Source organism: Streptomyces sp. NPDC002232 (genome assembly GCF_042890295.1).
Classification (GTDB): Bacteria; Actinomycetota; Actinomycetes; order Streptomycetales; family Streptomycetaceae; genus Streptomyces.
This window is the reverse complement of record NZ_JBIARV010000002.1, coordinates 1,198,650-1,222,914: the sequence shown is the minus strand read 5'-3', so window position 1 is coordinate 1,222,914 and position 24,265 is coordinate 1,198,650. Positions and strand designations below refer to the sequence as shown.

Below are 24,265 nucleotides of genomic sequence, written 5' to 3'. Positions count from 1 at the left end.
TTGTGCAACTGGGAGGTGCGGACTGTCGTCGTTCCTGACTACAGTGAACTTCTAGACTTGTGCCGTACACGGCATGGTGGTTCACGGGGGAGGTCGCGGCATGCGAGCAGAGTTGGATGGGGCGTCGTCCGGGATGCGGACGCAGGCCGTCAAGTACAGCGCCGACTCCATGCAGAAGTTCAAGCAGGGCGTCGAGGAGCTGATCACCCAGCTCAAGGGCTCCGACGCGAGCGCGCCGAACCTGAAGTCGGATCCGGTCACGCGCACGCAGTTCGGCGGCGGCGGCGCGGCCTGGGCCGAGGCGCAGGGCGCCTACACGGCCTACAACGAGGTCCTGGGCCAGCTGGTGCAGCTCTCCGGCCTGCTCAACGACTGCCTGGAAGGACTCGGGATCGCGGTCGTCGCCTCCAAGAACGGCATGGAGGGGATGGACGACGACATCAAGCGCAAGATGATCCAGATCCACCAGCGGACGTTCGACGCCAAGCAGAAGGCGGACAAGGAAGCCGGTCGCGACACACAGAGCGAAGGCAGCCAGGGCACCGAGGGCGACGGCTCCTTCAAGTAGACCGCTGCGTACGGAATTTCGGGGACACGGGGAAGAGGCGAGGGATGAGGCCTGCAGAGGGCGGCGGAGGCGGCGGAACCAACTTCGCCGGCATGGAACACCAGACGATGCTGGCGTGGCTGGACGAGGCGAGCAGCTTCTACGTGGGTGACGCGGCGCGGCGGCTGAAGACCGTCTCGTCGCAGATGGCCAAGATCGCCGAAGAGCTGCGTTCCAGCATGAGGAACATGGACTGGGAGGGCGAGGCCGAGAAGGCCTTCGTCGAGTGGGCCACCAACGTGGCCAACTCGACCACGCACCTCTCGAACTACGCCGAGCGCGGATCCGTGGCAATGCAGGACAGCTCGACCGCCATCGCGTCCGCGCAGAGCGCCATTCCCCGGTACACCTCGCACGCGTCCGCCAAGGCGAACCTGCAGGCCGCGCAGAAGGCCCACAACGACCCCGACGCGCAGACCATCGCCCGCAACGCCCGGAACCAGATGTCCCCCAGCGAGGAGCTGGCGGCCATCGAGGCGAAGGAGCTGGCGAACAAGCAGGCGGCGGCGGCCGAGATGTACCGCCTGTCGTCCACGTACCAGTGGTCGACCTCCCGCATGCAGAACGAGGTACCGCCGACGTTCCCGCCGCCGCCGGGTGCGTTCGTGCCCGCGCAGGACGCCACGGTCGGCGGTGACTCGTCGTACGTCGGGTCGTCGACCGGTCACGGCACGGGCTCCAGGGGCACGGGCACGACCGGAGGGACGCGCGCCAAGCACACTCCGTCCGACGACCCGAGCACGCCGGACACCCCCACGGCCCCGTCGAAGAGCGACCCCACCGGGCCGACGCACGTCGTCCGGCCCGAGGTCCGGCCGGACGCCCCCGTCGACCTCGGCATCGACAGCGTGAAGACCCCGCCGAAGCCGGACATCACCGCGCCGACGACGCAGCTCCCGGGCGGTCCGCCGCCGGTCACCAAGCCGGACGGCGTTCCGCCGCTCGTGACGCCCGGCATGCCTCCGCTGTCCCAGAAGGGCGGTCCGGGTCCCCTGGGGCCCACCTCGCCCGTCACCGGCGGCACCAGCAACCCGCGCGGCCCGCTCACCGGCGGCACCGGCAACCCCCGCGGCCCGCTGACCGGGGGCCTGCGCAACGTTCCCGGCATGCCCCGCGAGGGCATCAGCGGCGGCCGCCAGGTGCCCAGCACCATGGGCCGGCCGCAGACCGGCATCCCGCGCAGCACCGTCGTCGGCAACGAGCCCGCCGGGCAGAACCAGAACCGCACCGGCATGGGCCGCGGCATGGGCGGCGCGCACGGCATGGGCGGCTCCATGGGCGGCGCGACCGGTCAGGGCGGCATCACCGGTGGCCGGCGCCTCGCCGGCGAGAGCGGCGGAGTCGTCGGCGGCAAGGCGCAGCGCGCCGGTGCCGCGGGCGGCGGGAAGCCCTTCACGGCCGGTGGCTCCGGTCTGGTGCGCGGCGGGAACGCCGCGAAGCCGGACGAGCGCGAGGAGCAGAACGGAGAGCGTCCCGACTACCTGGTCGAGGACGAGGAGACCTGGCAGCAGGGCAACCGCCGCGTGGCCCCGCCCGTCATCGACTGATCAGCGCGAGGAAGCAGATGCGTACCAGCAGTGTTCGTCGGAGCCGTGCCCGAGCCACCGCCTCGGCCGCCTTGGGGATGCTGCTGGTGGGCATCGCTTCCGTCCCCGCCCACGCGGAGAACTTCCGTGCCCAGCAGTGGCACCTCGATGCCATGGGCGCGGAGGAGATCTGGCAGCTCAGCACGGGCAAGGGGGTGACCGTCGCGGTCATCGACACCGGTGTCGAGAAGGAGAATCCGGATCTGCGGGGCCAGGTCCTCGACGGCAAGGACTTCGCGACGGACAAGCCGGGGGACGAGTACACCGACTACAACGGTCACGGCACCGGCATGGCGGGCCTCATCGCCGGATCGGGTCGCCGTGACGGTGGCAACGGCGCCTTCGGCCTGGCCCCCGGATCGAAGATCCTTCCTCTGCGCGTACCCGGAGGGGACAGCGGTACGAAGAGCCAGGCGGCGGCGGACGAGGAGTTCAATCGCGTCGTACCCGACGCGATCCGGTTCGCCGCGGACTCCGGTGCCAAGGTCATCAACATCTCGATGGCGGTGGGGACGGGTTCGCCCGGACTCACGGATGCTGTGAAGCACGCGCTGGACAAGGGGTCGCTCGTCTTCGCCGGTGTCGGCAACGACGCCGAGAAGGGGAACGCCCTCATGTACCCCGCGGCCACCCCCGGAGTGGTCGGTGTCGGTGCCGTCGACGACAAGATGACGCGGATCCCGATGTCGCAGCACGGTGACCAGGTCGACATCGTCGCTCCCGGTCAGGACACCGTGCACGCCTGTGGCGGCGGTACCGGGGTCTGCAAGACGAGTGGTACCAGTGACGCCACCGCCCTCGCCTCGGCCGCCGCCGCGCTCCTCTGGTCGAAGCACCCCGACTGGACCAACAACCAGGTCCTGAAGGTCATGCTCGACACCGCCGCCAAGCCCAAGGGCGGTGAGAAGCGGAGTGACTTCGTCGGTTACGGGGCCATCCGACCGCTCCGTACGCTGAAGACGCCCGGCGCCCCCGGCCCCGCCGGCGTCCGCCCCATCGACGACCTCGCCGAGAACGTGACGCCGTCCGCATCCGCGTCCGCGTCCACCTCGACGGACCCGGCCCCGGCCCCGTCGAAGCCCGCCCCCGCCGCCCAGGCCTCCGAGGCCGACGGTGGTGGCTCCGGCCTCTGGATCGGCCTCGGGATCGGTGCCGTCGTGCTCGTCGGTGCCGCCGTCGCCTTCACCGTCCTTCGCTCGCGGCGGAGCTGAGCGCGAGCCCCGCGCCGCCCGCCGTCCGTAACTCACTCATGGGGAAGTAGATGTCGTTCGACGAGGAGTGGAGCCAAGTCCGCAGCCAGAGCGCGGCGATGAGGCTCAACAGCGTGCCCACGGACCCCGGCGGCAGCGGCGGGGCCAGTGACTACAAGGTGACCTCCGCCGACCTCAAGGCCATCGGCAACGAGGCCCAGGAGCTCTTCCACTGGTTCGAGCGCGACGCCTTCCACGCGGGCGCCCAGACCGACACCGCGGCCAAGGGCCTGGACGGCGACGGCTTCCTGACCGGCTCCGCGATGTGGACGATGTGGGACACCTGGCGCAGCCAGGCCGAGGCGCTCCTCAGCGCCTGCGCGCACATCCACAACCACCTCGAGGACACGGTCATCAGCCACGCCAACCATGAAGAAGTGCTGGTCACGAACTTCTCCATGTCAGAGATCGACAAGCACTTCAACTGAGCCTGAGCCGGCAACGGCGGCTGACGAGGGAAACAGATGCTGAAGTTCGACCAGGTTCTCCACGCCCACCTGAGCGGCCTCAAGGAGGCCGTCACCGTCTGGTCGGAGACGGTGACCAAGCTGGAGAAGAGCAAGGAGAAGGCGGAGACCGGTCTCCAGGGCAAGGCCGACAAGGCCGACTGGAAGGGCGAGAACGCCGGTGTGACGCAGGCGTTCGTCCGCAAGACGGCCAAGGAGTTCGGCGACGCCCTCACCGAGGCGACCAGCATCCGCAACATCCTCCGGGACGCGGAGAGCGAGTTCACCGCCGCCAAGACGGAGCTGGAGAAGCTCGTCCAGGAGGCCCCGGGCAAGGGCATCCGCATCGACCCGGACGGCGTCGTCAGCTATCTGATCCACCCCGACCGCCGCTCCAAGGACTACGACGGGCCCAAGCCCGAGCAGGCCGACTTCGAGGCGATGCGTTCGGCGATCAAGGCCGCGATCGACAAGGCGAACAACGCCGACGACGTTGCCTCCCGCGCCCTGCGCGGACTCGTCGGCAACGACAAGATGAACTTCTCCGGCACGAGCTACGACTCCCTCAAGGCCGCCTCGAAGGCGCAGGACGCCGAGGACGCGCACGCCGCCTACGAGCTGTACAAGAAGGGCGACGACGCCACCCCCGAGGAGATCGACAAGCTCAACGCCCTCTTCAAGGCCAACCAGAAGGATCCTTACTTCGCCGAGAAGTTCGCCCTGGAGGTCGGGCCGAAGGGCAGCATGGAGTACTGGGCCGACATGGGCGACCCGAGCGACGGCTCGCGGCTCGGCGTCGACCACCGCGACAAGCTCAAGGAACTCCAGACGAACTGGAGTCTGACGCTCGCCACCGCGTCCCATTCCACGAGTCCCGAGATGGAGCAGTGGAAGGCCGACGTCATCAAGGCCGGCAGCGAGCCGATCCAGACGCGCGGTACCAGCCCGTACGGCTTCCAGGTCATGAGCAACCTGATGCGCGTCGGCGACTACGACGACAAGTTCCTCAAGGACTACGGCAACGGGCTCGTCGTCACCGAGCGGAAGATGACCCACGACGGGGCGCTGCCCGCCGACCGGGCCTGGCGCCAGCTGACCGGCGGGCCCAGCCATCTGAACTGGATGGGCGGCGACCTGGGCAGCGACCCGATGGTCGGCTTCATGGAGGGGCTCGGGCACAACCCGAAGGCGTCGACGGACTTCTTCAACAGCAGCATCGACCTCACACCCGAGAACACCAAGGACGACAAGAAGCTCGACCCGTTCGACTACTTCACCAAGGACCGCCAGTGGCCGGACGAGATCAACGACAAGGGTGACCTGACGAAGGAGCCCGGCTACAACGCCCTCGGCCACGCCCTGGAGTCCGCGACCACCGGCCACCCGTACGACGCGGACCCCGAGGGCCTCAAGGACGTACGGACCAAGGAGAACGCCGAGGTCATGCAGAAGGTCGTCGAGCGGTACGGCGACGACCCGAAGTACATGCACAAGCAGCCGGGCATCGACGACAGCCTCGGCAAGATGGGCGCCGCCTACATCGACGAGCTGAACCGCTCCCTGGAGACGGACAGCGACACGACGATGGAGGAGAAGAAGAACTCGCCCTTCGGCTTCAACGGCACCGACGGCAAGTCCCGCTTCGGCTCCGAGTTCGACACCGGGCTGCTTTGGAACCGCGGCGACGCCGTCAACTTCATGGGCATCGTGTCGCAGAGCGAGACCGGCCACTCCACGCTCTCCGCGGCCGAGTCGCTGTACACGACGAGCGTCCTCGACCAGGTCGGCCCCAAGCCCGGCTCCCACTTCGACGACCGCGACCTCACCGACGCGCGGACCACGCTGCGGGTCGGGTCCGAGGCCCAGGGCATCCTGGACGAGTCCCGGATGGCGCAGATCGACAAGGACTACGAGAAGGACTCCGAGGAGCACAAGAAGGCCGTCGGCAAGACGACCGAATGGGTCAAGTTCGGCGTCGGCGCGGCGGCTGCGGGCGGCATCGCGGTCCTGACCGGCGGCGCCGGTGGCGTACTGGTACCGCTGGCCGCCGAGACCGTGGGCGGCGCGGTCACGACGGTCATCGGCATGGAGGCCGACGACATGGCCGAGAAGTACGAGAAGGACGAGCTGCTGAAGAAGAAGTCGGACGACCTGTCGGACGAGGCGCTCGCCATGGGCAAGGAGAACTCGCTCCGCCCCGGCATCGCCTACGCCAACGCGCCCGGCTGGAGCGAGAAGGACCGGAACTACCTCGACGAGGAACTGGTCAAGTACGTCCGGGACTCGCGCATGCACGCCCGCGACAACTCGCTGCCCGACCCGTACGAGAAGGACTGACATGCGCTCTGCGCCGGCACGAACGGCCGCGGCCCTCGCCGTGGCCGCCCTCCTCACGAGCTGCTCCTCCGGCGGCGGCGGGGACGCCCCGGAGACCCCGGAGGGCGTCCCGGCGGCCCAGGCCTGCGGCGGTTTCGCGAAGGACGCGGCGGCCACGGCGGCCCTCGACGCCGTCCTGGGCGGGGACCGCTTCGAGGACAACCTGTCGAAGCCGGAGAAGGCCCTGACCGCGCTGCGGGCGGACGCGGCCGCGCCGTGGGCGGACTCGTACCGCCCGCAGCCGGTGACGTACTGCGGTCTCCTCCCCGCCGAAGGCGGCGTGAAGGACCTCAAGATCCAGGTCAACGCGGTGAAGGAGGCCCCGGCGGTCGACCCGCGCCTCGCGGACAGGGCGACGTACTTCACGGCCGGTCTCCGCGCCTACTCCTCCTCCAGCCTCGGCAAGCTCTACTTCACCTGCCGTCTCAAGGCCCCCGCACACGAGATCGTCGTCGAGACGAGCGTCCGGGGCCCGGCGGACGTCCCGGAGACGGACCGGGCCCAGCGCACCCGCCTGATCACCCTGGCGAACGCGGCGGCCCGGGACGTCGCGGCGAAGCTGGGCTGCGAGGGGGACGAGCTGGGGGCCAGGGTGCCGCCACCCGTCGCGACGTCCTCCTGAAAGGGTCCTTCCATGCTCGTCACCGCCCGCAGGATCCTGCTCCCGGCCGCCGCCCTCGCCCTGGCGGCGACCGGCTGCTCGACCGGAGGCGACGAGGCCGCCTCCCCGGGGCAGGCCGCCTCGGAGGTCTGCGGCGGCTTCGCCCGGCAGCCGGACGCCGCCGCGGCGCTCGAAGCCATCGCCGGCGAGGACGCCCGGCTGACGAGCGACCCGTCCGAGCCCGCCCGGGTCCTCAGCGAGCTGAGGAAGGCCGCTCGGACGCCGCAGAGCGGCAAGCAGCGCATGAAGGGCGTGCCGTTCTGCGTGCTGGAGACGGCCGGGGACGAGAAGAACGTCCTGGACATCACGTTCCGTGAGGCCCTGGCGGTCCCCGGAACCGGCGGCGTGAAGGACATCGCGACGGTCTACTCCACCGGCCGGCGCGCGACCTCGTCCGACCTCTACGCCTCGGTCTACTTCACGTGCGCACTCCCCGCCCCGGCCCACACGATCGTCCTCGACGCCGAACTGGAGCGCGCCGACGAGAACGAGGCCGACCACCCCGGCATCAGGGAGGAGCAGATCACCCTGGCCAACGCGGCGGCCCGGCACGTGGCGGGCGAGCTGGGGTGTGCGGACACGGAGCTGGTCGACGGATTGCCGAGGAAGGCCTAGCGGTCCCCGGAAGGGCGTCCGGACGATCGGGCCGGGCCCGTGGCCGAACCGGCCCGATCGGCACGACGCCTTCCTACACTCCGAAGACCGGCAGGGCCACGATCCGTCCGCCCCGCGCGACGAAGACCCGGTGGGCGGCGCCGACCATCTGGTAGGGCCCCTCGCGCTGCATCGTCACCTTGAACAGAAACGTGTCTCCGGTCCTGTTCATCACCCGGACAGCGCTGTCGTCCGGTTCGGGCAGCCACACCGTTCCGCCCTCCACCACCGGGGCCGTGAGGGTGCCGGTCGTCGTGCCCGCCTCGCCCATGACCACCGACCAGTCGGTGCTGGACCGGCTCCGCTCGGCGACCGTGCCCAGCCGGTAGGCCGTGTAGCCGACGACGGCCAGTACGAAGGCGCCGTCGGCGGTGGGGCTGGACCAGCCCATTTCCAGGTCGCCGCGGTTCCTGCTCTCCTCCTTCCACAGGAAGCCCCCGTCGTCGAGACGCCGGGCCACCAGGTCGGGCCCGCCGACGTAGAAGGTGTTGCCGCTCACCGAGGGCGCCTGGCCCCGGGTGCCCTGGTCCTTGAGCGTGCACAGGGTCTCGGCCGTCGTGGTGTCGAGGACCTCCACGTGCCCGTCCCGGCCGTGGATCACGAGCCGCTTCCCGCTCGCCACCGCCTTCGCGGGGCCGTCCGGGGAGCGCGGGGACGTCATCGGGCGCGTCCACGCGGTGTCGAGCGTCCAGGCGTCGACGGCGGCCAGCTCGTCGTCCTTCGTCACCACGTAGACATGGGTGTCGTCGGCGGCGAGGACGTCGTGGACATCGGACCGCGTCTGCCACACCGGTGCGCCGGTGGAGGCGACGAACGCGTGCAGGACGCCGTTCGCGTCGGCCCCGACGACGAGCCGGTCGGCGACGGAGACGTACCCGGCGGACGCGTCGACCCCCTGGGCCCGCCACCGCTCCCGGCCGTCGGTGACCGACAGCGCCAGCAGCTCCCCGGCCGTGGCCTGCACGACCAGCACGTCGCGTACGGGCAGCGGGAGACGACCGTTCGGGGCGGTCACGTCGAGAGGACCCCACAGGGCCTTCGGGGCCTCGTCCGGCTTGCTGTCGATGAGCGAGGCGAAGGCCGCCTCCGGGGCCGCCACGGCCGCCGGCACTCCGGCGGTCGGCGACGCGTCGGGCCGGGTCAGCCACCACGCCCCGCCGCCCCCGCCCGCGCCGAGCACGGCCACACCGGCCGCCGTCAGGGTGAGGAAGCGGCGGCGCGTCGGCTCGGCGGCGGGTACGGCCGTGTCCTCGGGCGCCGTCAGGCGCTTCGTCGCCGCCTCCCGCCGCCTGATGTCCTGCGCCAGCGGGCCCTTGCGCCACGGCCGGTCCGCGCCCCCGGGCGGGGCGAACGCCTCGGCGACCTGGGGCGGGGCCGGGCGGAGCGCCGGGTCCTTCGCGAGACACGGGCCGATGAGGTTCTGGAGCTCCGGGGGCACCTGGCTCAGGTCCGGAGTGCCGTGCACCACCTCGTACTGCACCGCCGCCACATGGGCCCCGTCGAAGGTGCGCCGCCCGCTCGCCGCGTACGCGAGGACCGCGCCGAGCGAGAAGACGTCCGAGGCCGGACCGACGCGCTGCCCGAGGACCTGCTCCGGCGCCCCGTAGCCCGGGGTGACCGGGATCTGGCCCGTGGTGGTGAGGGTCAGGCCGTGCTCGGGGCGCGCGATGCCGAAGTCGATGATCCTCGGGCCGGTCGAGGTGAGCACGATGTTCGCGGGCTTGAGGTCGCGGTGGACCAGGCCCGCCGCGTGGATGTCGTGCAGGGTGCGGGCGAGCCGGGCGGCGAGGGCGCGGACCGCCGGTCCGTCCATCGGGCCGTACGCGCGGACGGCCTCGTCGAGCGTCGGCCCGGCGAGGAACTCGGCGGCGATCCACGGCCGTCCGCCCTCGGTCTGCGTGCCCAGCACCCGGGCCACACCCTTGCTCGTGACCGCCCGCGCCATGTCCGCCTCGCGGACGAACCGCTGTGCGAGGTGCCGGTCGTGGGCGAGTTCGGGCCGCAGGACCTTCACGGCGGCGGTGGTTCCGGCGCCGTCCCGGCCCACGTACACCTTGCCCATGCCGCCCTCGCCGAGAATGCCGAGGAGGCGGTACGGGCCGAGCCGGAGCGGGTCGCCGACGGCGAGGGGCTGAGGGGTCACGGGCTGCTTTCCGGTGAGAGGGGGAGCGGAGGCGCGGACGGCACGGCTCAGGCGAACGGGAACGCCACGACCGACGACGCTCCCGCCCCGACGATCCGGGTCCGCGAGGCGTTGACGACGTATCGGCCGGCCTCCGAGGGGAAGACCCAGGCCGAGCGGTGGGTCGCGCGGTCGACCGCGTTCAGACCGCCCTGGACGGGCGCGTACACGTATTTCGTGCCGACGACGGGGACCGAGAGGAGGTCGGGCGTGAGGCTGCGGCCCGACGGCAGTTCCTCCCAGCGCTTGGCGCCCCGGTCGGCGGTGACGGCCACGATCCCGGTGCCGGACCGGTTCGCGTGGACGAGGCCGTCCGAGACGGCGGGAATGCCGAAGGCGGAGCCCACGCCGTACTCCCAGGCGACACCGCCGTCGCCGAGGCGCAGCGCCCGGAGGCGGTCGCCGCCCAGATAGAGGTGCCGGTCGTCGGTGACGAGCTGGCCCGGCCTGAAGGACACGGAGTCCTTGAGGGGGACGCTCCGTCGCCACAGTCGGCGACCGGTCCGCAGGTCCCTCACCTGGACGTCGAAGGACTCGAGGTCGTCGCTGTTCTTGCCGAGCACCAGCCGGTCGCCGACGATCCGGGACAGCCAGGGGCGGACGTTGCCCCAGGCGTAGGGCTGGCGCCAGATCTCCCGGCGCGTCCGCAGGTCGACTGCGACGAAGTGCCAGCCGAGTTCCCGGTCCTCGATGGGATCCGTGTACCGTCCGGCCCGCGAGGCGGTGATGAGGCGTCCGCCGGCGGCGGTGAGGAGCTGCGTGCCGAACTGGGATCCGTCGAAGCCCTTGATCTCGATGGTCGGTGCCGCCTCCTTGCCGGTGCGGGGGGCGAGCGTACGGATCTGCAGGACGCCCCCGCCCTCGGTGGGGCCGTCGGAGGCGTAGAAGAACCCGCCGTCGGTGGTGATCTGCTGGGGCTCGAACACGATGATGTCCTCCCAGAGCGGCTTGCCCTTCAGCGTGTCGAACGCCCGGAAGGACACCGTCTCCGCGAAGCCCACCACATCGCCCGCGACCAGCGGCGTGACGCTCTGCTCGCGGTCCAGCGACTCCCCCCGCCACAGCGCCGCCGGCGCCCCGTCCGAGGCCGTCTTCGCCGGGATCGCCGTGGGGCCCGCCGCCGGTGGGGTGCCCGTGGTGCCGTTCCGTGAGCCCAGCCACGCCCACACCCCCGCGCCCGCGCCCGCCACCCCGAGGAGGGTGCCGCCGCCCAGGGCCAGGGCGCGGCGGCGGGACGGCGGGGTGCCCGGGACCGTCGCCGCCGTCGCGGACTCCGCGGGGGCCGGGAGGCGGTGCGGGGTGTGGAGCCAGACGTCGGTCGCCCGGCGGGCGATGTCGGCGAGGAGCAGCGGCGGCAGATGGTCCGCGAACTCGCCGTGCCCGTCGTGGAGTCGGTCCACCAGGGTGTGCGTCGTCGGCCGGTCCGCCGCGTCCTTGGCGAGGCACGCCGTCAGGAGCGGCAGCAGCGCCTCCGGCACGCCGTCCAGGTCGGGTTCGGCGTAGCGCACCCGGTAGAGGAGGTCGGCGGGGGAGCCCTTGCCGAAGGGCCCGCGGCCCGTGGCGGCGAAGACCAGGACGCCGGCCAGCGCGAACACGTCCCCGGCGGGGGCGTGTTCCCCTCCGCTCGCCTGCTCCGGCGACATGAACGCGGGCGTGCCCGCCGCCGCCCCCGTTCGGGTGAGGTGGTCGTCGCCGGCCGCGCGCGCGATGCCGAAGTCGATGATCTTCGGGCCGTACGCGGTGACCAGGACGTTCGAGGGCTTCAGGTCGCGGTGGACCACGTCCGAGGAGTGCAGTTGGGCGAGGGCCCCGGCGAGGGCCGCGCCGAGGGCGCGGACGGTCGGTTCCGGCAGGGGGCCGCCGAGCGCGACGGCGTCGTCGAGCGGCGGCCCGAGGACGTACTCCGTGGCCAGCCACGGCGTCTCGGCCAGCGGGTCGGCGTCGACGACGGCCGCGCCGTGCCGCGCTCCGATGATCCGCGCCGCGTCGGTCTCCAGCCGGAACCGGGAGCGGAACGCGGGGTCGGTCGCGAGACGGGCGTGCACGGTCTTCAGGGCGACGGTACGGCCTCCGGGCGTGCGCGCCAGATAGACCGTGCCCATGCCGCCTGAGCCGAGGCGGGCGAGCAGGCGGTACGCGGCGACGGCGGCCGGGTCGTCGTGGGTCAGGGGCGACAGCATCAGGTCAGGTCCGGGGAGGGGTGTCGGGGGCCGTGTCGGCGGGGAGTTCGGCCGCGAGCAGTTCCGAGGACTGGCGGGCCAGCGCGGCCACCACCCGGCCCGGCAGCCAGCCGGGCGTGAGAAGGGAGCCGGCCGAGTTCAGGACGGTCCGGTGCGGGGTGGGCGGCGCGAGGGCGGCCACCAGGTCGGCGGCGGTCGGCCGGTCGGCGGGGTCGCGGGCCAGGCAGGAGGAGACCAGCGGGCGCAGGGCGGCGGGGAGTTCGTCCCGCTCGGGCACGGTGTGGCCGGTGGCCGCGTACGCCAGGACCGCGCCGAGCGCGTAGACGTCACCCGGCGGGCGGGGCCGGCCGCCGGACGCCTGCTCGGGGGCGAGCGCGCCCGGTTCGAGGCCCGGCAGGCCGGTGCGGGCCTCTCCGTCGGCGCCGGCCGCCCGTACCGCCCCGAAGCAGCTCAGCCGGGGCCCGTCGGCGGTGAGCAGGACGGCGGCGGGGGAGACCCCGGCGTGCGTGAGGCCCTGCGCGTGCGCGCCGGCGAGCGCCTCGGCGAGGGCGGTGCCGACGGCCCGTACGGTCGCCTCGGGCAGCGGCCCGCCATGGACGGCGAGGGCGACGGGGAGGGGCAGGGCGGGGACGTACGGGGTCGCGTACCAGGGGGTCTCGCCGGGCGGGGCCAGGTCCGTCACCGGCGCGACCCACGCGCCGAGGAGCCGCCGTGCCGCGTCGGCCTCCACGGCGAAGCGGGCCGGGTCGGCGCCGGGCAGCGGGGCGTTCAGCAGGACCGTGCGGCCACCGTCCCGGGTACGGGCGACGAACCGCCGGCAGGGGACGGCGGGACCGTACGGCCCGGGCGGGTCGAGGCGGGTGACGAGACGGTACGGGCCGATCCGGCGCGCGGACCCCTCCTCCCGCGTGCGCGACTGCTCCACGTGTACGTCCCCCCGTCGTTCGGCGCCCCGTGACGACGGGGGCGGGACGAGCCTACCGAGCGGAGGGAGCGGGGCGGTGTGCGGGAGGCCCGGCCCCGTCAGCCCTCCGCCGTCTCCGCCGCCGGGCCCAGCTGGGACAGGAGCAGGAGGGTGGAGCGGGTGATCAGGGCGGCGAGGAGGATCGTGGTCAGGCCGTCGACGTGCAGGTAGGCGATCTTCGGGCCCAGCCAGGAGAGCAGCCACCAGATCAGGGCGTCCTGGACGAAGCCCACGAGGCCGAAGACCAGGAGGGCGCCGGGCGGGACGCGGCCCGACGGGCCGACGAAGACCACCTGGGTGAGGACCACCATGACGAGGCTCGCCATCAGGACGGAGAGCCCGATGTCCAGCGTCTCCGTGCCCGACAGGGTGATGCCGGGCAGGAGGCCGCAGGCGAGACCCACGCCGAGGATGACGCCCAGTCTGCGTCTGCCGTGATCGTTCATGCGCGGACTGTTGCACAGTCCGCAGCCGGAAGTGAAGGTTCCGTAAGGAAGGCGGCCGGAGCCGGTAGAGACCGTGGCGGGAATTGGACCTGTGGCGTGCTCTGCGGGGTCGGCGGCGTCCGGCAGCCCTGGAACGCGGTCGTGTGAGGGGGCCCGGCCGCATCTGCCCGGAAGCCGTCCTCGGGGGGCGAGGACGGCGTACGGGACCCGATCAGGGCGAGTCCCCGACCCGGGCGGGGGAGCCGTCCCAGCCGCCGTCCCGGCCCCGAACCGGGCCAGGACGCCCTCCCGGACCCCCGCCCGGGCGCCGAGTGAAAAGGGCGGCACCCCTCCGAGGGGTGCCGCCCTTCTGTTCTGCCGCGTCGGGCAGCTGGAGACCGTGGCGGGAATTGAACCCGCGTAACTCGCTTTGCAGGCGAGCCCCTCAACCACTCGGGCACACGGTCGTGTGGTGACGAGTACGACCGTAGGCGGGGGGTCGGGAGGGGCTCAAGGGTTTCCGGGGGCATGCCATGCGACTGCCACACCGCCGCAACACTCCGTTCGTGGACCTACGCCGAAGGGCCGAGTCCGAACCCTCCTCCTGACAGGAGCCAACCCCGGGATCACCTCTTACTCTGGGGGAATGAGCGCCCTCGAACCCCGCGACGCCGACGTCGCCTCCATCCCCGGACCCCCTGCCGCACCCGGCGACACCAAGGGGTCCGTCCTCGACCCGGAGCACCGGGCGCTCAGCATCGGCATCGTCTCCGTCGTCCTGCTCATCGCCTTCGAGGCCACCGCCGTCGGCACCGCCATGCCCGTCGCCGCCCGCGAGCTCGACGGCATCCCCCTCTACGCCTTCGCCTTCTCCGCGTACTTCACCACCAGCCTCTTCGGCATGGTCCTCGCCGGCCAGTGGTCCGACCGGAGCGGCCCGCTCGCCCCGCTCACCGCCGGCATCAGCGCCTTCGCCGCCGGACTGCTGCTCTCCGGCACCGCGGGCGCCATGTGGCAGTTCATCCTCGGCCGGGCCGTCCAGGGCCTCGGCGGCGGTCTGGTCATCGTCGCCCTGTACGTGATCGTCAGCCGCGCCTACGCCGAACACCTCCGGCCCGCGATCATGGCCGCCTTCGCCGCAGCCTGGGTCGTCCCCTCCGTCGTCGGCCCGCTCGCCGCCGGCACCGTCACCGAGCACCTCGGCTGGCGCTGGGTCTTCGTCGGCATCCCCGCCCTCGTCGTCTTCCCGTTGGCCCTCGCCCTCCCCGCGATCCGCCGCACCGCCTCAGGCCCCGCCGACCCGGCCGCGCCCCTGGCACCCTGGGACCGGCGCCGGATCATGCTGGCCCTCGGCATCTCCGCCGGCGCCGCGCTCCTCCAGTACGCCGGCCAGGAGCTGCGCTGGCTCTCGCTGCTGCCCGCCGCAGCCGGTCTCGCCCTCCTCGTGCCCGCCGTCCGCGGCCTGCTGCCGCGCGGCACCTACCGGGCCGCCCGCGGCCTGCCCTCCGTCATCCTGCTCCGCGGCGTCGCCGCCGGGTCCTTCATCGCCGCCGAGTCCTTCGTCCCCCTGATGCTGGTCTCCCAGCGCGGCCTCAGCCCCACCCTGGCCGGGCTCTCCCTCGCCGTCGGCGGCCTCACCTGGGCGCTCGGCTCCTGGATCCAGGCCCGGCCGTGGACGGAGCCGTACCGGGAACGGCTCACCGTCGTCGGCATGGTCCTGGTCGGGCTGGCCATCGCCGCCGCGCCCAGCGTGCTGATCGCCTCCGTCCCGGTGTGGGTCGTCGCCGTCGCCTGGGCCTTCGGCTGCCTCGGCATGGGCGCCGTCATCTCCTCGACGAGCGTCCTCCTCATGAAGCTCTCCGCCCCCGAGGAGGTGGGCGCCAACTCGGCCGCGCTCCAGATCTCCGACGGCCTCTCCAACGTCCTGCTGCTCGCCGCGGGCGGCGCGGCCTTCGCGGCGCTGGGCGGCGGCGCGGTCGGTCACGCCATGGACGCCGGCAGCACCACCGGCTCCCACCCGGCCGCCTTCGCGGCCGTCTTCCTGCCGATGGCGGGGGTGGCGGCGGCGGGCGCCTGGGTGGCCACGCGGCTGCACGGGACGCGGGTGCGGGACTGAGAATTCGGTACCAGATTGACCCCATGGTCGTACCGTTCTGGTATGGCTATGAACCTGCGTCTCCGCGACGATCAGACCGAGGCCCTGAAGCAGCGCGCCGAGCAGGAGGGCACGAGCATGCACGCCCTACTGCTGCGGGCCGTGGACGACTACCTGGCGCGTACCGCCCAGGAGGCCATCGTGCGCAAGACGGCCATGGAGCAGGCGACCAAGTGGCACGAGCTGATGGAGCGGCTCAAGTGACCTGCGTGTACCTCACCGGCGAAGACGTCCTGATCATCGCCGAGCACGCGGTCGACGACCAGAAGGTCGTCGTCCGGGACGCCGGACTGCTCGACTCGTCGGTGCACCGCCCGTCGGCCGCGATGTTCGGCGAGGAGGCCTATCCCGACCTCCTGGGAAAGGGCGCCGCGCTCCTCCAGTCCCTCGCGGTGAACCGTCCCTTCGTCGACGGCAACAAGCGCACGGCCTGGCTGTCCTGCGTCACGTTCCTCGCCATGAACGGTGTCCACCTGCGTGCCGACATCGACGCCGCGGAACGCCTGGTCGTAGCCGTCGCGACCGGCGATATCGACGAGGTCGGGGCGATCGCCCAGGGGCTGCGCGAGCTGATCGACGATCACGCGAGCTGAGTCACAACCGGGTCGCCCCGACCCCGTCGCGTACGACGTTCCGGCCGGGCCGCCGGTAAGGTGGCCCGGTTGTCATATCTGGACTGTCCTTCCGTGACGAGCGTCGAACCCGGAGATCGTGACTACTACCGCCACCTCCTCCCATCACCTTTCTCCCGCCTTTCCCGGCCGGGCCCCGTGGGGTACCGCCGGCAAGCTGCGCGCCTGGCAGCAGGGGGCGATGGAGAAGTACATCCAGGAGCAGCCCCGTGACTTCCTCGCGGTCGCCACGCCCGGCGCCGGCAAGACCACCTTCGCCCTGACCCTCGCCTCCTGGCTGCTGCACCACCACGTCGTGCAGCAGATCACCGTGGTCGCCCCCACTGAGCACCTCAAGAAGCAGTGGGCGGCCGCGGCGGCGAGGATAGGGATCAAGCTGGACCCCGACTACAGCGCGGGCCCGCTCAGCAAGGAGTACGACGGCGTCGCCATCACCTACGCCGGCGTCGGCGTACGGCCCATGCTGCACCGCAACCGTTCCGAACAGCGCAAGACCCTCGTCATCCTCGACGAGATCCACCACGCCGGAGACTCCAAGTCCTGGGGCGAGGCCTGCCTGGAGGCCTTCGAGCCCGCCACCCGGCGCCTGGCCCTCACCGGCACCCCCTTCCGCTCCGACACCAACCCGATCCCCTTCGTCACGTACGAGGAGGGGAACGACGGCATCCGGCGGTCCTCGGCCGACTACACCTACGGCTACGGCAACGCCCTCAACGACGGCGTCGTCCGGCCGGTCATCTTCCTCTCCTACAGCGGCAACATGCGCTGGCGCACCAAGGCCGGCGACGAGATCGCCGCCCGCCTCGGCGAGCCGATGACCAAGGACGCGGTCTCGCAGGCCTGGCGCACCGCGCTGGACGCCAAGGGTGACTGGATGCCGAACGTCCTGCGCGCCGCCGACCAGCGCCTCACCGAGGTCCGGAAGTCCATCCCGGACGCCGGCGGCCTCGTCATCGCCTCCGACCAGGACTCGGCCCGCTCGTACGCCAAGCTGATCCGGGAGATCACCGGCACCCGGGCGACCGTCGTCCTTTCCGACGACACCGGCGCCTCGAACCGCATCGACGAGTTCAGCGAGAGCACCGACCGCTGGATGGTCGCCGTCCGCATGGTGTCCGAAGGCGTCGACGTCCCCCGCCTGTCCGTGGGCGTGTACGCGACGACCATCTCCACCCCGCTCTTCTTCGCCCAGGCCGTCGGCCGCTTCGTGCGATCCCGCAGGCGCGGCGAGACCGCGTCCGTGTTCCTTCCGACCATCCCCAGCCTCCTCGGATTCGCCAACGAGATGGAGGTCGAGCGCGACCACGTCCTCGACCGGCCGAAGAAGGCGGGCGAGGACGAGGACCCGTACGCCGAGTCCGAGAAGGAGATGGCCGAGGCCGAGCGCCAGCAGGACGAGGACACCGGCGAGCAGGACATGCTGCCCTTCGAGGCGCTGGAGTCCGACGCCGTCTTCGACCGCGTCCTCTACAACAGCGCCGAGTTCGGCATGCAGGCCCACCCCGGCAGCGCCGAGGAGCAGGACTACCTCGGCATCCCCGGCCTCCTCGAACCCGACCAGGTCCAGCTGCTCCTCCAGAAGCGCCAGGCCCGGCAGATCGCGCACAGCCGCAAGAAGCCGGACGACGAGGCCGACCTCCTGGAGCTTCCGGCGGAGCGCCGCCCCGTCGTTTCCCACAAGGAGCTCCTTGAGCTGAGGAAACAGCTCAACACGATGGTCGGTGCGTACGTTCACCAGAGCGGCAAGCCCCACGGCGTCATCCACACCGAGCTGCGCCGGGTCTGCGGCGGGCCGCCGAGCGCCGAGGCGACCGCGGGCCAGATCCGCGAACGGATCAAGAAGGTCCAGGAGTGGGCCACGCGCATGCGGTAGCCCCGTGGGGTTCGTCCGCGGTCGTCCGTGCTTGCCTGCGTTCGTCCGTGCTCGTGGGTGGGTGTCCGTAGGTGTCCGTGGGTGTCCGTGGTGAAGAAGCGAGGCCCGTACGCGGTGCGCGTACGGGCCTCGGGCGTCCCGCAGGGCGGGAGCGGGCACGGAGTCCGGCCCCCACGGTCGGCCTCCGGCCGTCTCCACGCTACGGGCACGACATAGCCGATCTTGTCCGCCAAAGTCCCTCGTCCGACCGACGAAGGTCCCGAACCGGCTGTATACGGTCGTCGGCGCCCGGATTCTGGACGAGGTCTTCCGCTGAGCGGAGCGCGACGCTACTGTCCCGGCTCACAAGCAATCGCCCCGTGGCAGCGCCGCCGCGGAGCGCAGCCGGTGTACCCCTTCCTGCCGGCGGCCTCTGACGTGCGTCGCCGCGGGACCGGCGCCGCAACTCCGTGAGAGCCGCCGCCACTCACTTCGAAGGAGAGGGCGTCGTGACCGCGGAGACCTCCCAGACGCTCGACCGGGGACTCAGAGTCCTCAAACTGCTCGCCGACACCGACCACGGTCTGACGGTCACCGAGTTGTCCAACAAACTCGGGGTCAACAGGACCGTGGTCTACCGGCTCCTCGCCACGCTCGAGCAGCACGCCCTGGTCCGCCGTGACCTGGGCGGGCGCGCCCGCGTCGGCCTCGGCGTGCTGCGGCTGGGCCGGCAGGTCCACCCGCTCGTACGGGAGGCCGCGCTGCCCGCGCTCCGCTCGCTGGCCGAGGACATCGGGGCGACCGCCCACCTGACCCTCGTCGACGGGGCGGAGGCGCTCGCGGTCGCGGTCGTCGAACCGACCTGGACCGACTACCACGTCGCCTACCGGGCCGGCTTCCGCCACCCGCTCGACCGGGGCGCTGCCGGCCGGGCGATACTCGCGGCCCGGCAGGGCGGACTGACCGAACCCGGCTTCACCCTCACCCACGGCGAACTGGAGGCCGGCGCGAGCGGCGCGGCCGCCCCGCTGGTCGGCGTGACGGGCGTCGAGGGCAGCGTCGGCGTCGTGATGCTCGCGGACGCGGTGCCGGAGCGGGTGGGGCCGAGGGTGGTGGACGCGGCACGAGAGGTCGCGGACGCGCTGCGCTAGAGCGCGCGGCGGATCCCACCCCGGTCCCTTGAACCTCACCCGGCGACGCAGGGCGGCCTCGGGCGCCTGCGCCCCGGGACCGCGTCTGCGTCCCTGCGAGTCGTGCTCATGGCGAGGCCTCGGCCCCGGAGGAACGCCGGCGCGCCCCGGCGCCCTCGTGCACCGTGCTCGTGACGGGCGTGCCTGCCGCACGTGGCCCGGCGCCTCTCTGCACCATGCCGTGGCGCTTGCGCTCGCGCTCCAGGTGGGCCTTCGCCCCGCGCCCGTGTGGGCAATCGTCCCGCTGGGCGGGACGGGTGGGCACACGGGACGGCGCGCTCTCGCGGCGCCTCCGCGTCCTGTGCCTTGGCCCGCACCCCCGGGCGGCGCGGATCCGGTGCGGGTCAGGGCGCTACAGCCTCTGGCGCCGGCAAGGGCGCCGTTCCGTTGTGCCCACCCGTTCCGCCCCGGCGGAACGCATGCCCACAACGGGCGGGGCACGGGCCCACAACGGGCCGGCAGGGGGTGCCGCCCACAACCGGACCGGCCGGGTGCCGCGTTACGGCAGCAGCGTCGTCAAGGGTGTCGTCGCGTGGTGGACCGAGCGGCCCGTGCGGGTTGTCGTCAGGAGGCCCGCCGCGCGCAGCGCCCGCGCGTGGGCCGAGGCCGTCGCGTTGCTGACGCCCAGTCGCCGGGCCAGTTCCGTCGTCGTGCGGGGCTCCGTCAGGGCCCGGAGGAGCTCCGCCCGGGTCCGGCCCAGGACCCCCGCGAGGGCGTCCTCCCCGGGCACGTCCGGCGCCGAGGGCGGCAGGCCCCCGCCCGCCGGGTACGTCAGGACCACCGGGCGCTCCGGGAGGTCCTGGACCAGCGGGCCGCCCCGCCAGTGGAAGGTGGGCAGGAGGACCAGGCCCCGCCCGGCGAGGTGGACGTCCCGGGGCGCGCCCGGCCACTCCCAGAGGCCGTCGCGGAGCCGGAGCCCCGGGGCCAGGGCCGTCAGGGCCGCGCCGAGCCCCTGTCCGGCGACCGTCGTCGCGTGCCGGGTGAACTCCGCCCGGTGCAGATCCTGGACCAGTCCCCACACCGGCGCCAGGGCCGCCTCGTACGCCGCCCGCTGGGCCCGCTCCACCACACGCCAGGCGTCCGCACGCCCGTCGTGCAGCCCCCGGACCCACGCCGGTGCCGCGCCGGCGCCCGGCCCCGCGTACACCCGCTCCAGCTCGGACCGCACCAGCTCCGGCCGCGCCGACCTGAGGAGCGCGAAGCCCTCCTCCCGCGTCTCGCCGAGGACGTCGAGGAAGGCGGGGGCCACCCCGCCGGGCACCAGGTCCGCGAGCGGCCCGGCCGCCGCCGGCAGGGCGCGCAGCAGCCTGCCCCGCCAGCGGCCGAACAGCAGCCCCTCGTGCGGCGCGCCGAGCATCATCAGGGCGGCGTGCAGCTCGGGCACGGGCGACGGCCGGGGCGCGAACCGCACCCGGGTGAAGTCCTCCGCCGTGAAGTGGATGCGCAGCACCCCAACCCCCTCCGGAACGCCAGCCTTTCGGGCACGGCCTGAACCTTCGCCCGACTCCCCGTCCCGGCCAAGGATGCCGTGCATGACCTCTCACCCCGCACCCAGCCGCCGCACCGTCACCAAGGGGGCTCTCCTCGGAGCCGCCGTCCTGTTCGGCGCCTCCCCGGCGGATGCCGCCTTGTCCGTGCGGCCCGCACCCGCCCCGGCCGTCCTCCGGCTGCCCGCGCCCACCGGACCCCACCCCGTGGGCTTCCGTACCTTCGCGCTGACCGATCCCTCCCGCCCCGACCCCTGGGTGCCCGGCGCGCGGGAGGTGATGATCAGCGTCCTGTACCCGGCCCGTACCGTCCGCGGCTTCCCGCGCGCCGCGCAGCTCACCCCCGCGGAGGCCGGGGAGTTCGCCGTCCTGGCGCCCCTGGTGCGTCCCGGGCTGCCCGCCGCCGGTGTGGGCTGGGGCGCGGTCCTCACCCACGGGCACCGGGACGCCCCGCCGCTCCCGGGCCGCCGCCCGGTGATCCTTTACACCCCGGGCGGCGGTGACTCCCGCACCCTCGGGACGACGCTCGCCGAGGACCTCGCGAGCCACGGCCGGGTCGTGGTCCTCGTCGACCACCCGGGGGACGCCAGTCAGGTGGAGCTGCCCGGCGGGGTGCGCCGGACCGTGCTCACCGGGCCGCCGGACCCGGAGACGTTCCGCACGATGATCGACACCCGGGTCGCGGATCTCCGGTTCGTCCTCGACCGGCTCGGGGACCTGCCCCTCGCCCCGGTCATGGATCCGCGCCGGATCGGCGTGTACGGGCACTCGGCGGGCGGTACCGCCGCCGTCCACGCGCTGGCGGGCGACGACCGGATCACCGCAGGGGTCAACCTGGAGGGCCATCTCGACCTCGACCCGGAGCTCGTGGCGGGGCTCGCCCGCCCCCTGCTCATGTTCCGTACGGACGGCTTCGTGGAGGCGGCCCGCCTCGAACGCTCCTGGACCGGGGTCCGTGCCCGCCGCGTCCTGCTCCCCGGGGCGAACCACTGGGTCTTCTGCGACTACGCGCACCTCGTGCCCCGCCTCCAGGACGCCGGGCTCGTCGGCGCCGCCGCGCGGGACGCGCTCGTGGGGGCCGGGGACACCCGGAGGGCGGCGGCCGTCGTACGGCACGGTGTGCGGTCCTTCTTCGACCGGTGGATGTAGGCGCGGCGGCCGGTCTCCGGCGTGGGGCCCGTCCCAGTAGATTGGGGGCGTGTTCTCCAGCCTCTCCCGTCCCCGTGCCCTCGCGCTGTGCGCGCTGCCCGTCGCCGCGCTCTTCGCCGTCGTCGGGCTCGCGCCGCTGCCGTACGCGATCGCCCAGCCCGGCACGACCGCCGACGTGCTCGGCAAGGACCAGGGGCTGGAGGTCATCACCATCACGGGCGCCCCGGTCAGGGACACCAAGGGCGAGCTGCGGATGACGACGATCCTGGCGACCGGGCCGTCCACGGACGTGGACCTCGGGGACGTGACCGACGCCTGGTTCCGAACCGACCGGGCCGTCCTGCCGCACGACTCCGTCTACCCGCCGGGGAAGTCCGACGCGGAGATCGAGAAGCGCAACCTCGGGCAGATGAAGCAGTCGCAGGACGCGGCCACCCTGGCCGCCCTCGGCTATCTGAAGAAGGACCCCGAGAAGGTGAAGGTGACCCTGCACCTCGCCGACGTCGGCGGGCCGAGCGCCGGGCTGCTGTTCTCCCTCGGCATCGTCGACAAGCTCGACGGGGACGGGAACGGCGGCGACCTCACGGGCGGCCGGATCGTCGCCGGTACGGGCACGATCCAGCCCGACGGCACGGTCGGCGCGGTCGGCGGGGTCTCCCTCAAGACGCAGGCCGCCGCACGGGACGGGGCCACCGTCTTCCTCGTACCGAAGGACGAGTGCTCGGACGCGCAGGCCGAGCAGCCCAGGGGGCTGCGGCTCGTGCCCGTCACCGCGCTCAGCGACGCGGTGGCGTCCCTGCGGGCCCTGGAGAAGGGGCAGGAGTCGAAGGTCCCGTCCTGCTGACGTCCTCGGAGGCAGTACGGGAGGGACTGCCGGACGGGGCTTCGCGGTGCGGGTCGGCGGGCGCGCCCGCCGGCGTGTTCGGGGGCGTACGGTCCAGGCCCCGCCAGGCGGGGAAGACCAGCGGCGAGAGCGTCGCGAGGAAGTAGAGCCCGCCGACCCCCAGCAGCGTCGCCGTCAGCCCGGCGCGCTCGACCAGGAGTCCCGCCGCCAGTCCGCCCAGCGGCGTCGTGAGCAGCACTCCCGCCGTGCTCGCGCCGGAGACCCGGCTGCGCAGCGCGTCGGGCACCTGCTCGTAGATCACGGTCGTCAGGATCGGGTTCAGGACCCCGGCGCCGAAGCCCGCCGCCACCATCGTCACCAGCAGCGGCGCGGTGGTGTCGGTGAGCGCGGCGACGACGTACGGCGGGGCGCCGCAGAGGAGGAAGCCCGCGGTGAACACGACCCGGCGGGGGAAGCGTTCGCCGACGGCCCCGTAGAGCAGGGCGCCGGCCAGGGCGCAGCCGGCGAAGACGGACACGAGCATGCCCTGCGCGGCGGGACCGCCGAGCTCCTCCTTGGCGTGGACCGGCAGCAGCACCGAACTCCAGCTCTGGTTCAGGCCGTTGGTCACCATCACCATGACGGTGACGGCGAGCAGCAGCCGGGCCCGGAAGAGGAAGGCGTATCCCTCGCGCAGGTCGGCGCGGTAGCGGGCGGGGGAGAGGCGGGGGCCCTCGCGCTGCGGTTCCGCCGAGGGCACCCCGCGCAGGCCCGCCGCGACGAGGAGCGCGGAGACGGCGAAGGTGGCCGCGTCGAGGTACAGCACCGTGCCGGGACCCATGAAGGCGACGAGCAGCCCGGCGACCGCGGCGCCCGTCATCCTGGCCCCGCGCGCCACCGCGTCGTACAGGCTGGCCGCCCGGGTGAGCGAGGTCCCGGCGCGCCCGGCCAGGTCGGGGACGAGCACGTGCCGCGCGGTCTCGCCGGGCGCGTGGAACAGGCCCGTGACGGCCATCAGCGCGCACAGCATCCAGAACCTCAGGGCGCCCGTCTGGTGCAGGAGCGGGATCGCGGCGAGCGCGAGTCCGCAGGTCAGGTCGGAGGCGATGCTGACCCGGCGGCGCCCGAGGCGGTCGATGACGGGGCCGCCGGCGATCGCGGCGAGGACGACCGGGACGGCCGCGCAGAAGGCGACGAGTCCGGCCTTGCCGGGGCTGCCCGTGGTCTCCAGGGCGAACCACGGGACGCCGATGAGGGTGAGCGAATTGCCGGTGACGGATATGGCGTTCGCGGTCAGGACGGTCCCGAGCGGGACGCGGTCGTGCCGTGCGGTCCCGCGTGGGATGTCGTCGTGCCGTGCGGTCCCGTGTGCGACGTCGTCCTGTCGTGCGGTCCCGCGGGGGACCTGGTCGTGTCCTGCGGTCTTCTTGTCGTGTCCCCCCGGCACGGTCATGCGGCCAGCGGGGAGGGGCCGTTGGCGGGGGTGGCCATGCGCAGGCCCAGTTCGACGAGCCTCCAGCCCATGTGGGCGCGCAGGGTGCGGAGGGCGGGGGCGCGGCCGGCCGGCCGGGGCCCGGCGGCGGCCTCGTGCCGGAGCTCCTCGGCGGTCAGGGCGTGCAGCTGGAGGTGGATGTCGGCATGCATGG

At 73.1% G+C, this 24,265-nt stretch carries 21 protein-coding genes and 1 tRNA gene; 14 read left to right on the top strand and 8 right to left on the bottom strand.

What is annotated here, in order from left to right:
- Positions 1 to 100 precede the first annotated feature (100 nt).
- From ACFYXU_RS12280 to ACFYXU_RS12250, 7 genes are all read left to right on the top strand, one after another.
- Positions 101 to 568 (top strand): hypothetical protein, encoded by a 468-nt coding sequence (locus ACFYXU_RS12280; RefSeq protein ID WP_389457520.1) that lies wholly within the window; start codon positions 101 to 103, stop codon positions 566 to 568.
- A gap of 92 nt (positions 569 to 660) precedes the next feature.
- Positions 661 to 2,154, top strand: coding sequence for a hypothetical protein (locus ACFYXU_RS12275; RefSeq protein WP_389457518.1), 1,494 nt, complete (start codon positions 661 to 663; stop codon positions 2,152 to 2,154).
- A 77-nt stretch (positions 2,155 to 2,231) separates the two neighbouring features.
- On the top strand, positions 2,232 to 3,404 hold the full coding sequence (mycP, locus tag ACFYXU_RS12270; protein WP_389457597.1) for a type VII secretion-associated serine protease mycosin: 1,173 nt from the start codon (positions 2,232 to 2,234) through the stop codon (positions 3,402 to 3,404).
- Positions 3,405 to 3,454: 50 nt separating this feature from the next.
- A complete protein-coding gene (locus ACFYXU_RS12265) occupies positions 3,455 to 3,871 on the top strand; it encodes a hypothetical protein (RefSeq protein WP_329851111.1) in 417 nt (138 codons plus the stop codon).
- A 36-nt stretch (positions 3,872 to 3,907) separates the two neighbouring features.
- Positions 3,908 to 6,226, top strand: a complete 2,319-nt coding sequence (locus tag ACFYXU_RS12260) for a hypothetical protein (RefSeq protein ID WP_376507976.1) — start codon at positions 3,908 to 3,910, stop codon at positions 6,224 to 6,226.
- A gap of 1 nt (position 6,227) precedes the next feature.
- Positions 6,228 to 6,887, top strand: coding sequence for a hypothetical protein (locus ACFYXU_RS12255; RefSeq protein WP_389457516.1), 660 nt, complete (start codon positions 6,228 to 6,230; stop codon positions 6,885 to 6,887).
- Positions 6,888 to 6,899: 12 nt separating this feature from the next.
- Positions 6,900 to 7,541 carry a hypothetical protein gene (locus ACFYXU_RS12250; protein WP_389457514.1) on the top strand — a complete coding sequence of 214 codons (642 nt, stop codon included), beginning with the start codon at positions 6,900 to 6,902 and terminating at the stop codon, positions 7,539 to 7,541.
- Positions 7,542 to 7,614: 73 nt separating this feature from the next.
- On the opposite strand, the gene ACFYXU_RS12245 is transcribed toward ACFYXU_RS12250, so the two are convergent.
- The 5 genes from ACFYXU_RS12245 to ACFYXU_RS12225 form a co-directional block, all read right to left on the bottom strand.
- Complete coding sequence (locus tag ACFYXU_RS12245) at positions 7,615 to 9,723, bottom strand: protein kinase (protein WP_389457512.1); 2,109 nt, start codon at positions 9,721 to 9,723, stop codon at positions 7,615 to 7,617.
- Positions 9,724 to 9,770: 47 nt separating this feature from the next.
- Complete coding sequence (locus tag ACFYXU_RS12240) at positions 9,771 to 11,942, bottom strand: protein kinase (protein ID WP_389457509.1); 2,172 nt, start codon at positions 11,940 to 11,942, stop codon at positions 9,771 to 9,773.
- Between the two features lie 4 nt (positions 11,943 to 11,946).
- Positions 11,947 to 12,867, bottom strand: a complete 921-nt coding sequence (locus ACFYXU_RS12235; protein WP_389457507.1) for a serine/threonine protein kinase — start codon at positions 12,865 to 12,867, stop codon at positions 11,947 to 11,949.
- A gap of 98 nt (positions 12,868 to 12,965) precedes the next feature.
- Entirely contained in the window at positions 12,966 to 13,352 is a 387-nt protein-coding gene (locus tag ACFYXU_RS12230) for a hypothetical protein (RefSeq protein ID WP_389407084.1), read from the bottom strand.
- Between the two features lie 371 nt (positions 13,353 to 13,723).
- Positions 13,724 to 13,798 (bottom strand) — tRNA-Cys (locus ACFYXU_RS12225).
- 179 nt (positions 13,799 to 13,977) lie between these two features.
- Between ACFYXU_RS12225 and ACFYXU_RS12220 the strand changes: the two genes are divergently transcribed.
- The 5 genes from ACFYXU_RS12220 (at position 13,978) to ACFYXU_RS12200 (ending at position 19,121) form a co-directional block, all read left to right on the top strand.
- A complete protein-coding gene (locus tag ACFYXU_RS12220) occupies positions 13,978 to 15,447 on the top strand; it encodes an MFS transporter (protein ID WP_389457505.1) in 1,470 nt (489 codons plus the stop codon).
- 42 nt (positions 15,448 to 15,489) lie between these two features.
- Positions 15,490 to 15,690, top strand: coding sequence for a ribbon-helix-helix protein, CopG family (locus ACFYXU_RS12215; RefSeq protein ID WP_389457503.1), 201 nt, complete (start codon positions 15,490 to 15,492; stop codon positions 15,688 to 15,690).
- Positions 15,687 to 16,079 carry a type II toxin-antitoxin system death-on-curing family toxin gene (locus ACFYXU_RS12210; protein ID WP_389457501.1) on the top strand — a complete coding sequence of 131 codons (393 nt, stop codon included), beginning with the start codon at positions 15,687 to 15,689 and terminating at the stop codon, positions 16,077 to 16,079. The genes ACFYXU_RS12215 and ACFYXU_RS12210 overlap by 4 nt, the downstream gene beginning before the upstream one ends.
- Positions 16,080 to 16,194: 115 nt before the next feature.
- On the top strand, positions 16,195 to 17,991 hold the full coding sequence (locus tag ACFYXU_RS12205) for a DEAD/DEAH box helicase (protein ID WP_329851143.1): 1,797 nt from the start codon (positions 16,195 to 16,197) through the stop codon (positions 17,989 to 17,991).
- 488 nt (positions 17,992 to 18,479) lie between these two features.
- Complete coding sequence (locus ACFYXU_RS12200) at positions 18,480 to 19,121, top strand: IclR family transcriptional regulator (protein ID WP_041129456.1); 642 nt, start codon at positions 18,480 to 18,482, stop codon at positions 19,119 to 19,121.
- 538 nt (positions 19,122 to 19,659) lie between these two features.
- Here the strand turns inward: ACFYXU_RS12200 and ACFYXU_RS12195 are convergent.
- Positions 19,660 to 20,610 (bottom strand): ArsR/SmtB family transcription factor, encoded by a 951-nt coding sequence (locus ACFYXU_RS12195; protein ID WP_389407087.1) that lies wholly within the window; start codon positions 20,608 to 20,610, stop codon positions 19,660 to 19,662.
- A gap of 82 nt (positions 20,611 to 20,692) precedes the next feature.
- On the opposite strand from ACFYXU_RS12195, the gene ACFYXU_RS12190 reads away from it, so the two are divergent.
- Positions 20,693 to 21,796 (top strand): alpha/beta hydrolase family protein, encoded by a 1,104-nt coding sequence (locus ACFYXU_RS12190; protein WP_389407088.1) that lies wholly within the window; start codon positions 20,693 to 20,695, stop codon positions 21,794 to 21,796.
- A gap of 49 nt (positions 21,797 to 21,845) precedes the next feature.
- The gene (locus ACFYXU_RS12185) at positions 21,846 to 22,640 is read left to right on the top strand and encodes a S16 family serine protease (RefSeq protein WP_389407089.1); all 795 of its coding nucleotides are present in this window, start codon (positions 21,846 to 21,848) and stop codon (positions 22,638 to 22,640) included.
- Here ACFYXU_RS12185 and ACFYXU_RS12180 read toward each other — a convergent pair.
- Together ACFYXU_RS12180 and ACFYXU_RS12175 are read right to left on the bottom strand one after the other, a co-directional pair.
- Positions 22,573 to 24,072, bottom strand: coding sequence for an MFS transporter (locus ACFYXU_RS12180; RefSeq protein ID WP_389407090.1), 1,500 nt, complete (start codon positions 24,070 to 24,072; stop codon positions 22,573 to 22,575). The genes ACFYXU_RS12185 and ACFYXU_RS12180 overlap by 68 nt on opposite strands.
- On the bottom strand, positions 24,069 to 24,263 hold the full coding sequence (locus ACFYXU_RS12175; protein ID WP_389407091.1) for a hypothetical protein: 195 nt from the start codon (positions 24,261 to 24,263) through the stop codon (positions 24,069 to 24,071). The genes ACFYXU_RS12180 and ACFYXU_RS12175 overlap by 4 nt, the downstream gene beginning before the upstream one ends.
- Positions 24,264 to 24,265 lie beyond the last annotated feature (2 nt).

Bases quoted from the DNA above. Each gene is read 5' to 3' on its own strand.
- ACFYXU_RS12280 (WP_389457520.1), top strand. From the start codon at position 101: ATGCGAGCAGAGTTGGATGGGGCGTCGTCCGGGATGCGGACGCAGGCC.
- ACFYXU_RS12275 (WP_389457518.1), top strand. From the start codon at position 661: ATGGAACACCAGACGATGCTGGCGTGGCTGGACGAGGCGAGCAGCTTC.
- mycP (WP_389457597.1), top strand. From the start codon at position 2,232: ATGCTGCTGGTGGGCATCGCTTCCGTCCCCGCCCACGCGGAGAACTTC.
- ACFYXU_RS12265 (WP_329851111.1), top strand. From the start codon at position 3,455: ATGTCGTTCGACGAGGAGTGGAGCCAAGTCCGCAGCCAGAGCGCGGCG.
- ACFYXU_RS12260 (WP_376507976.1), top strand. From the start codon at position 3,908: ATGCTGAAGTTCGACCAGGTTCTCCACGCCCACCTGAGCGGCCTCAAG.
- ACFYXU_RS12255 (WP_389457516.1), top strand. From the start codon at position 6,228: ATGCGCTCTGCGCCGGCACGAACGGCCGCGGCCCTCGCCGTGGCCGCC.
- ACFYXU_RS12250 (WP_389457514.1), top strand. From the start codon at position 6,900: ATGCTCGTCACCGCCCGCAGGATCCTGCTCCCGGCCGCCGCCCTCGCC.
- ACFYXU_RS12240 (WP_389457509.1), bottom strand. From the start codon at position 11,942: ATGCTGTCGCCCCTGACCCACGACGACCCGGCCGCCGTCGCCGCGTAC.
- ACFYXU_RS12230 (WP_389407084.1), bottom strand. From the start codon at position 13,352: ATGAACGATCACGGCAGACGCAGACTGGGCGTCATCCTCGGCGTGGGT.
- ACFYXU_RS12220 (WP_389457505.1), top strand. From the start codon at position 13,978: ATGAGCGCCCTCGAACCCCGCGACGCCGACGTCGCCTCCATCCCCGGA.
- ACFYXU_RS12215 (WP_389457503.1), top strand. From the start codon at position 15,490: ATGGCTATGAACCTGCGTCTCCGCGACGATCAGACCGAGGCCCTGAAG.
- ACFYXU_RS12190 (WP_389407088.1), top strand. From the start codon at position 20,693: ATGACCTCTCACCCCGCACCCAGCCGCCGCACCGTCACCAAGGGGGCT.
- ACFYXU_RS12180 (WP_389407090.1), bottom strand. From the start codon at position 24,072: ATGACCGTGCCGGGGGGACACGACAAGAAGACCGCAGGACACGACCAG.
- ACFYXU_RS12175 (WP_389407091.1), bottom strand. From the start codon at position 24,263: ATGCATGCCGACATCCACCTCCAGCTGCACGCCCTGACCGCCGAGGAG.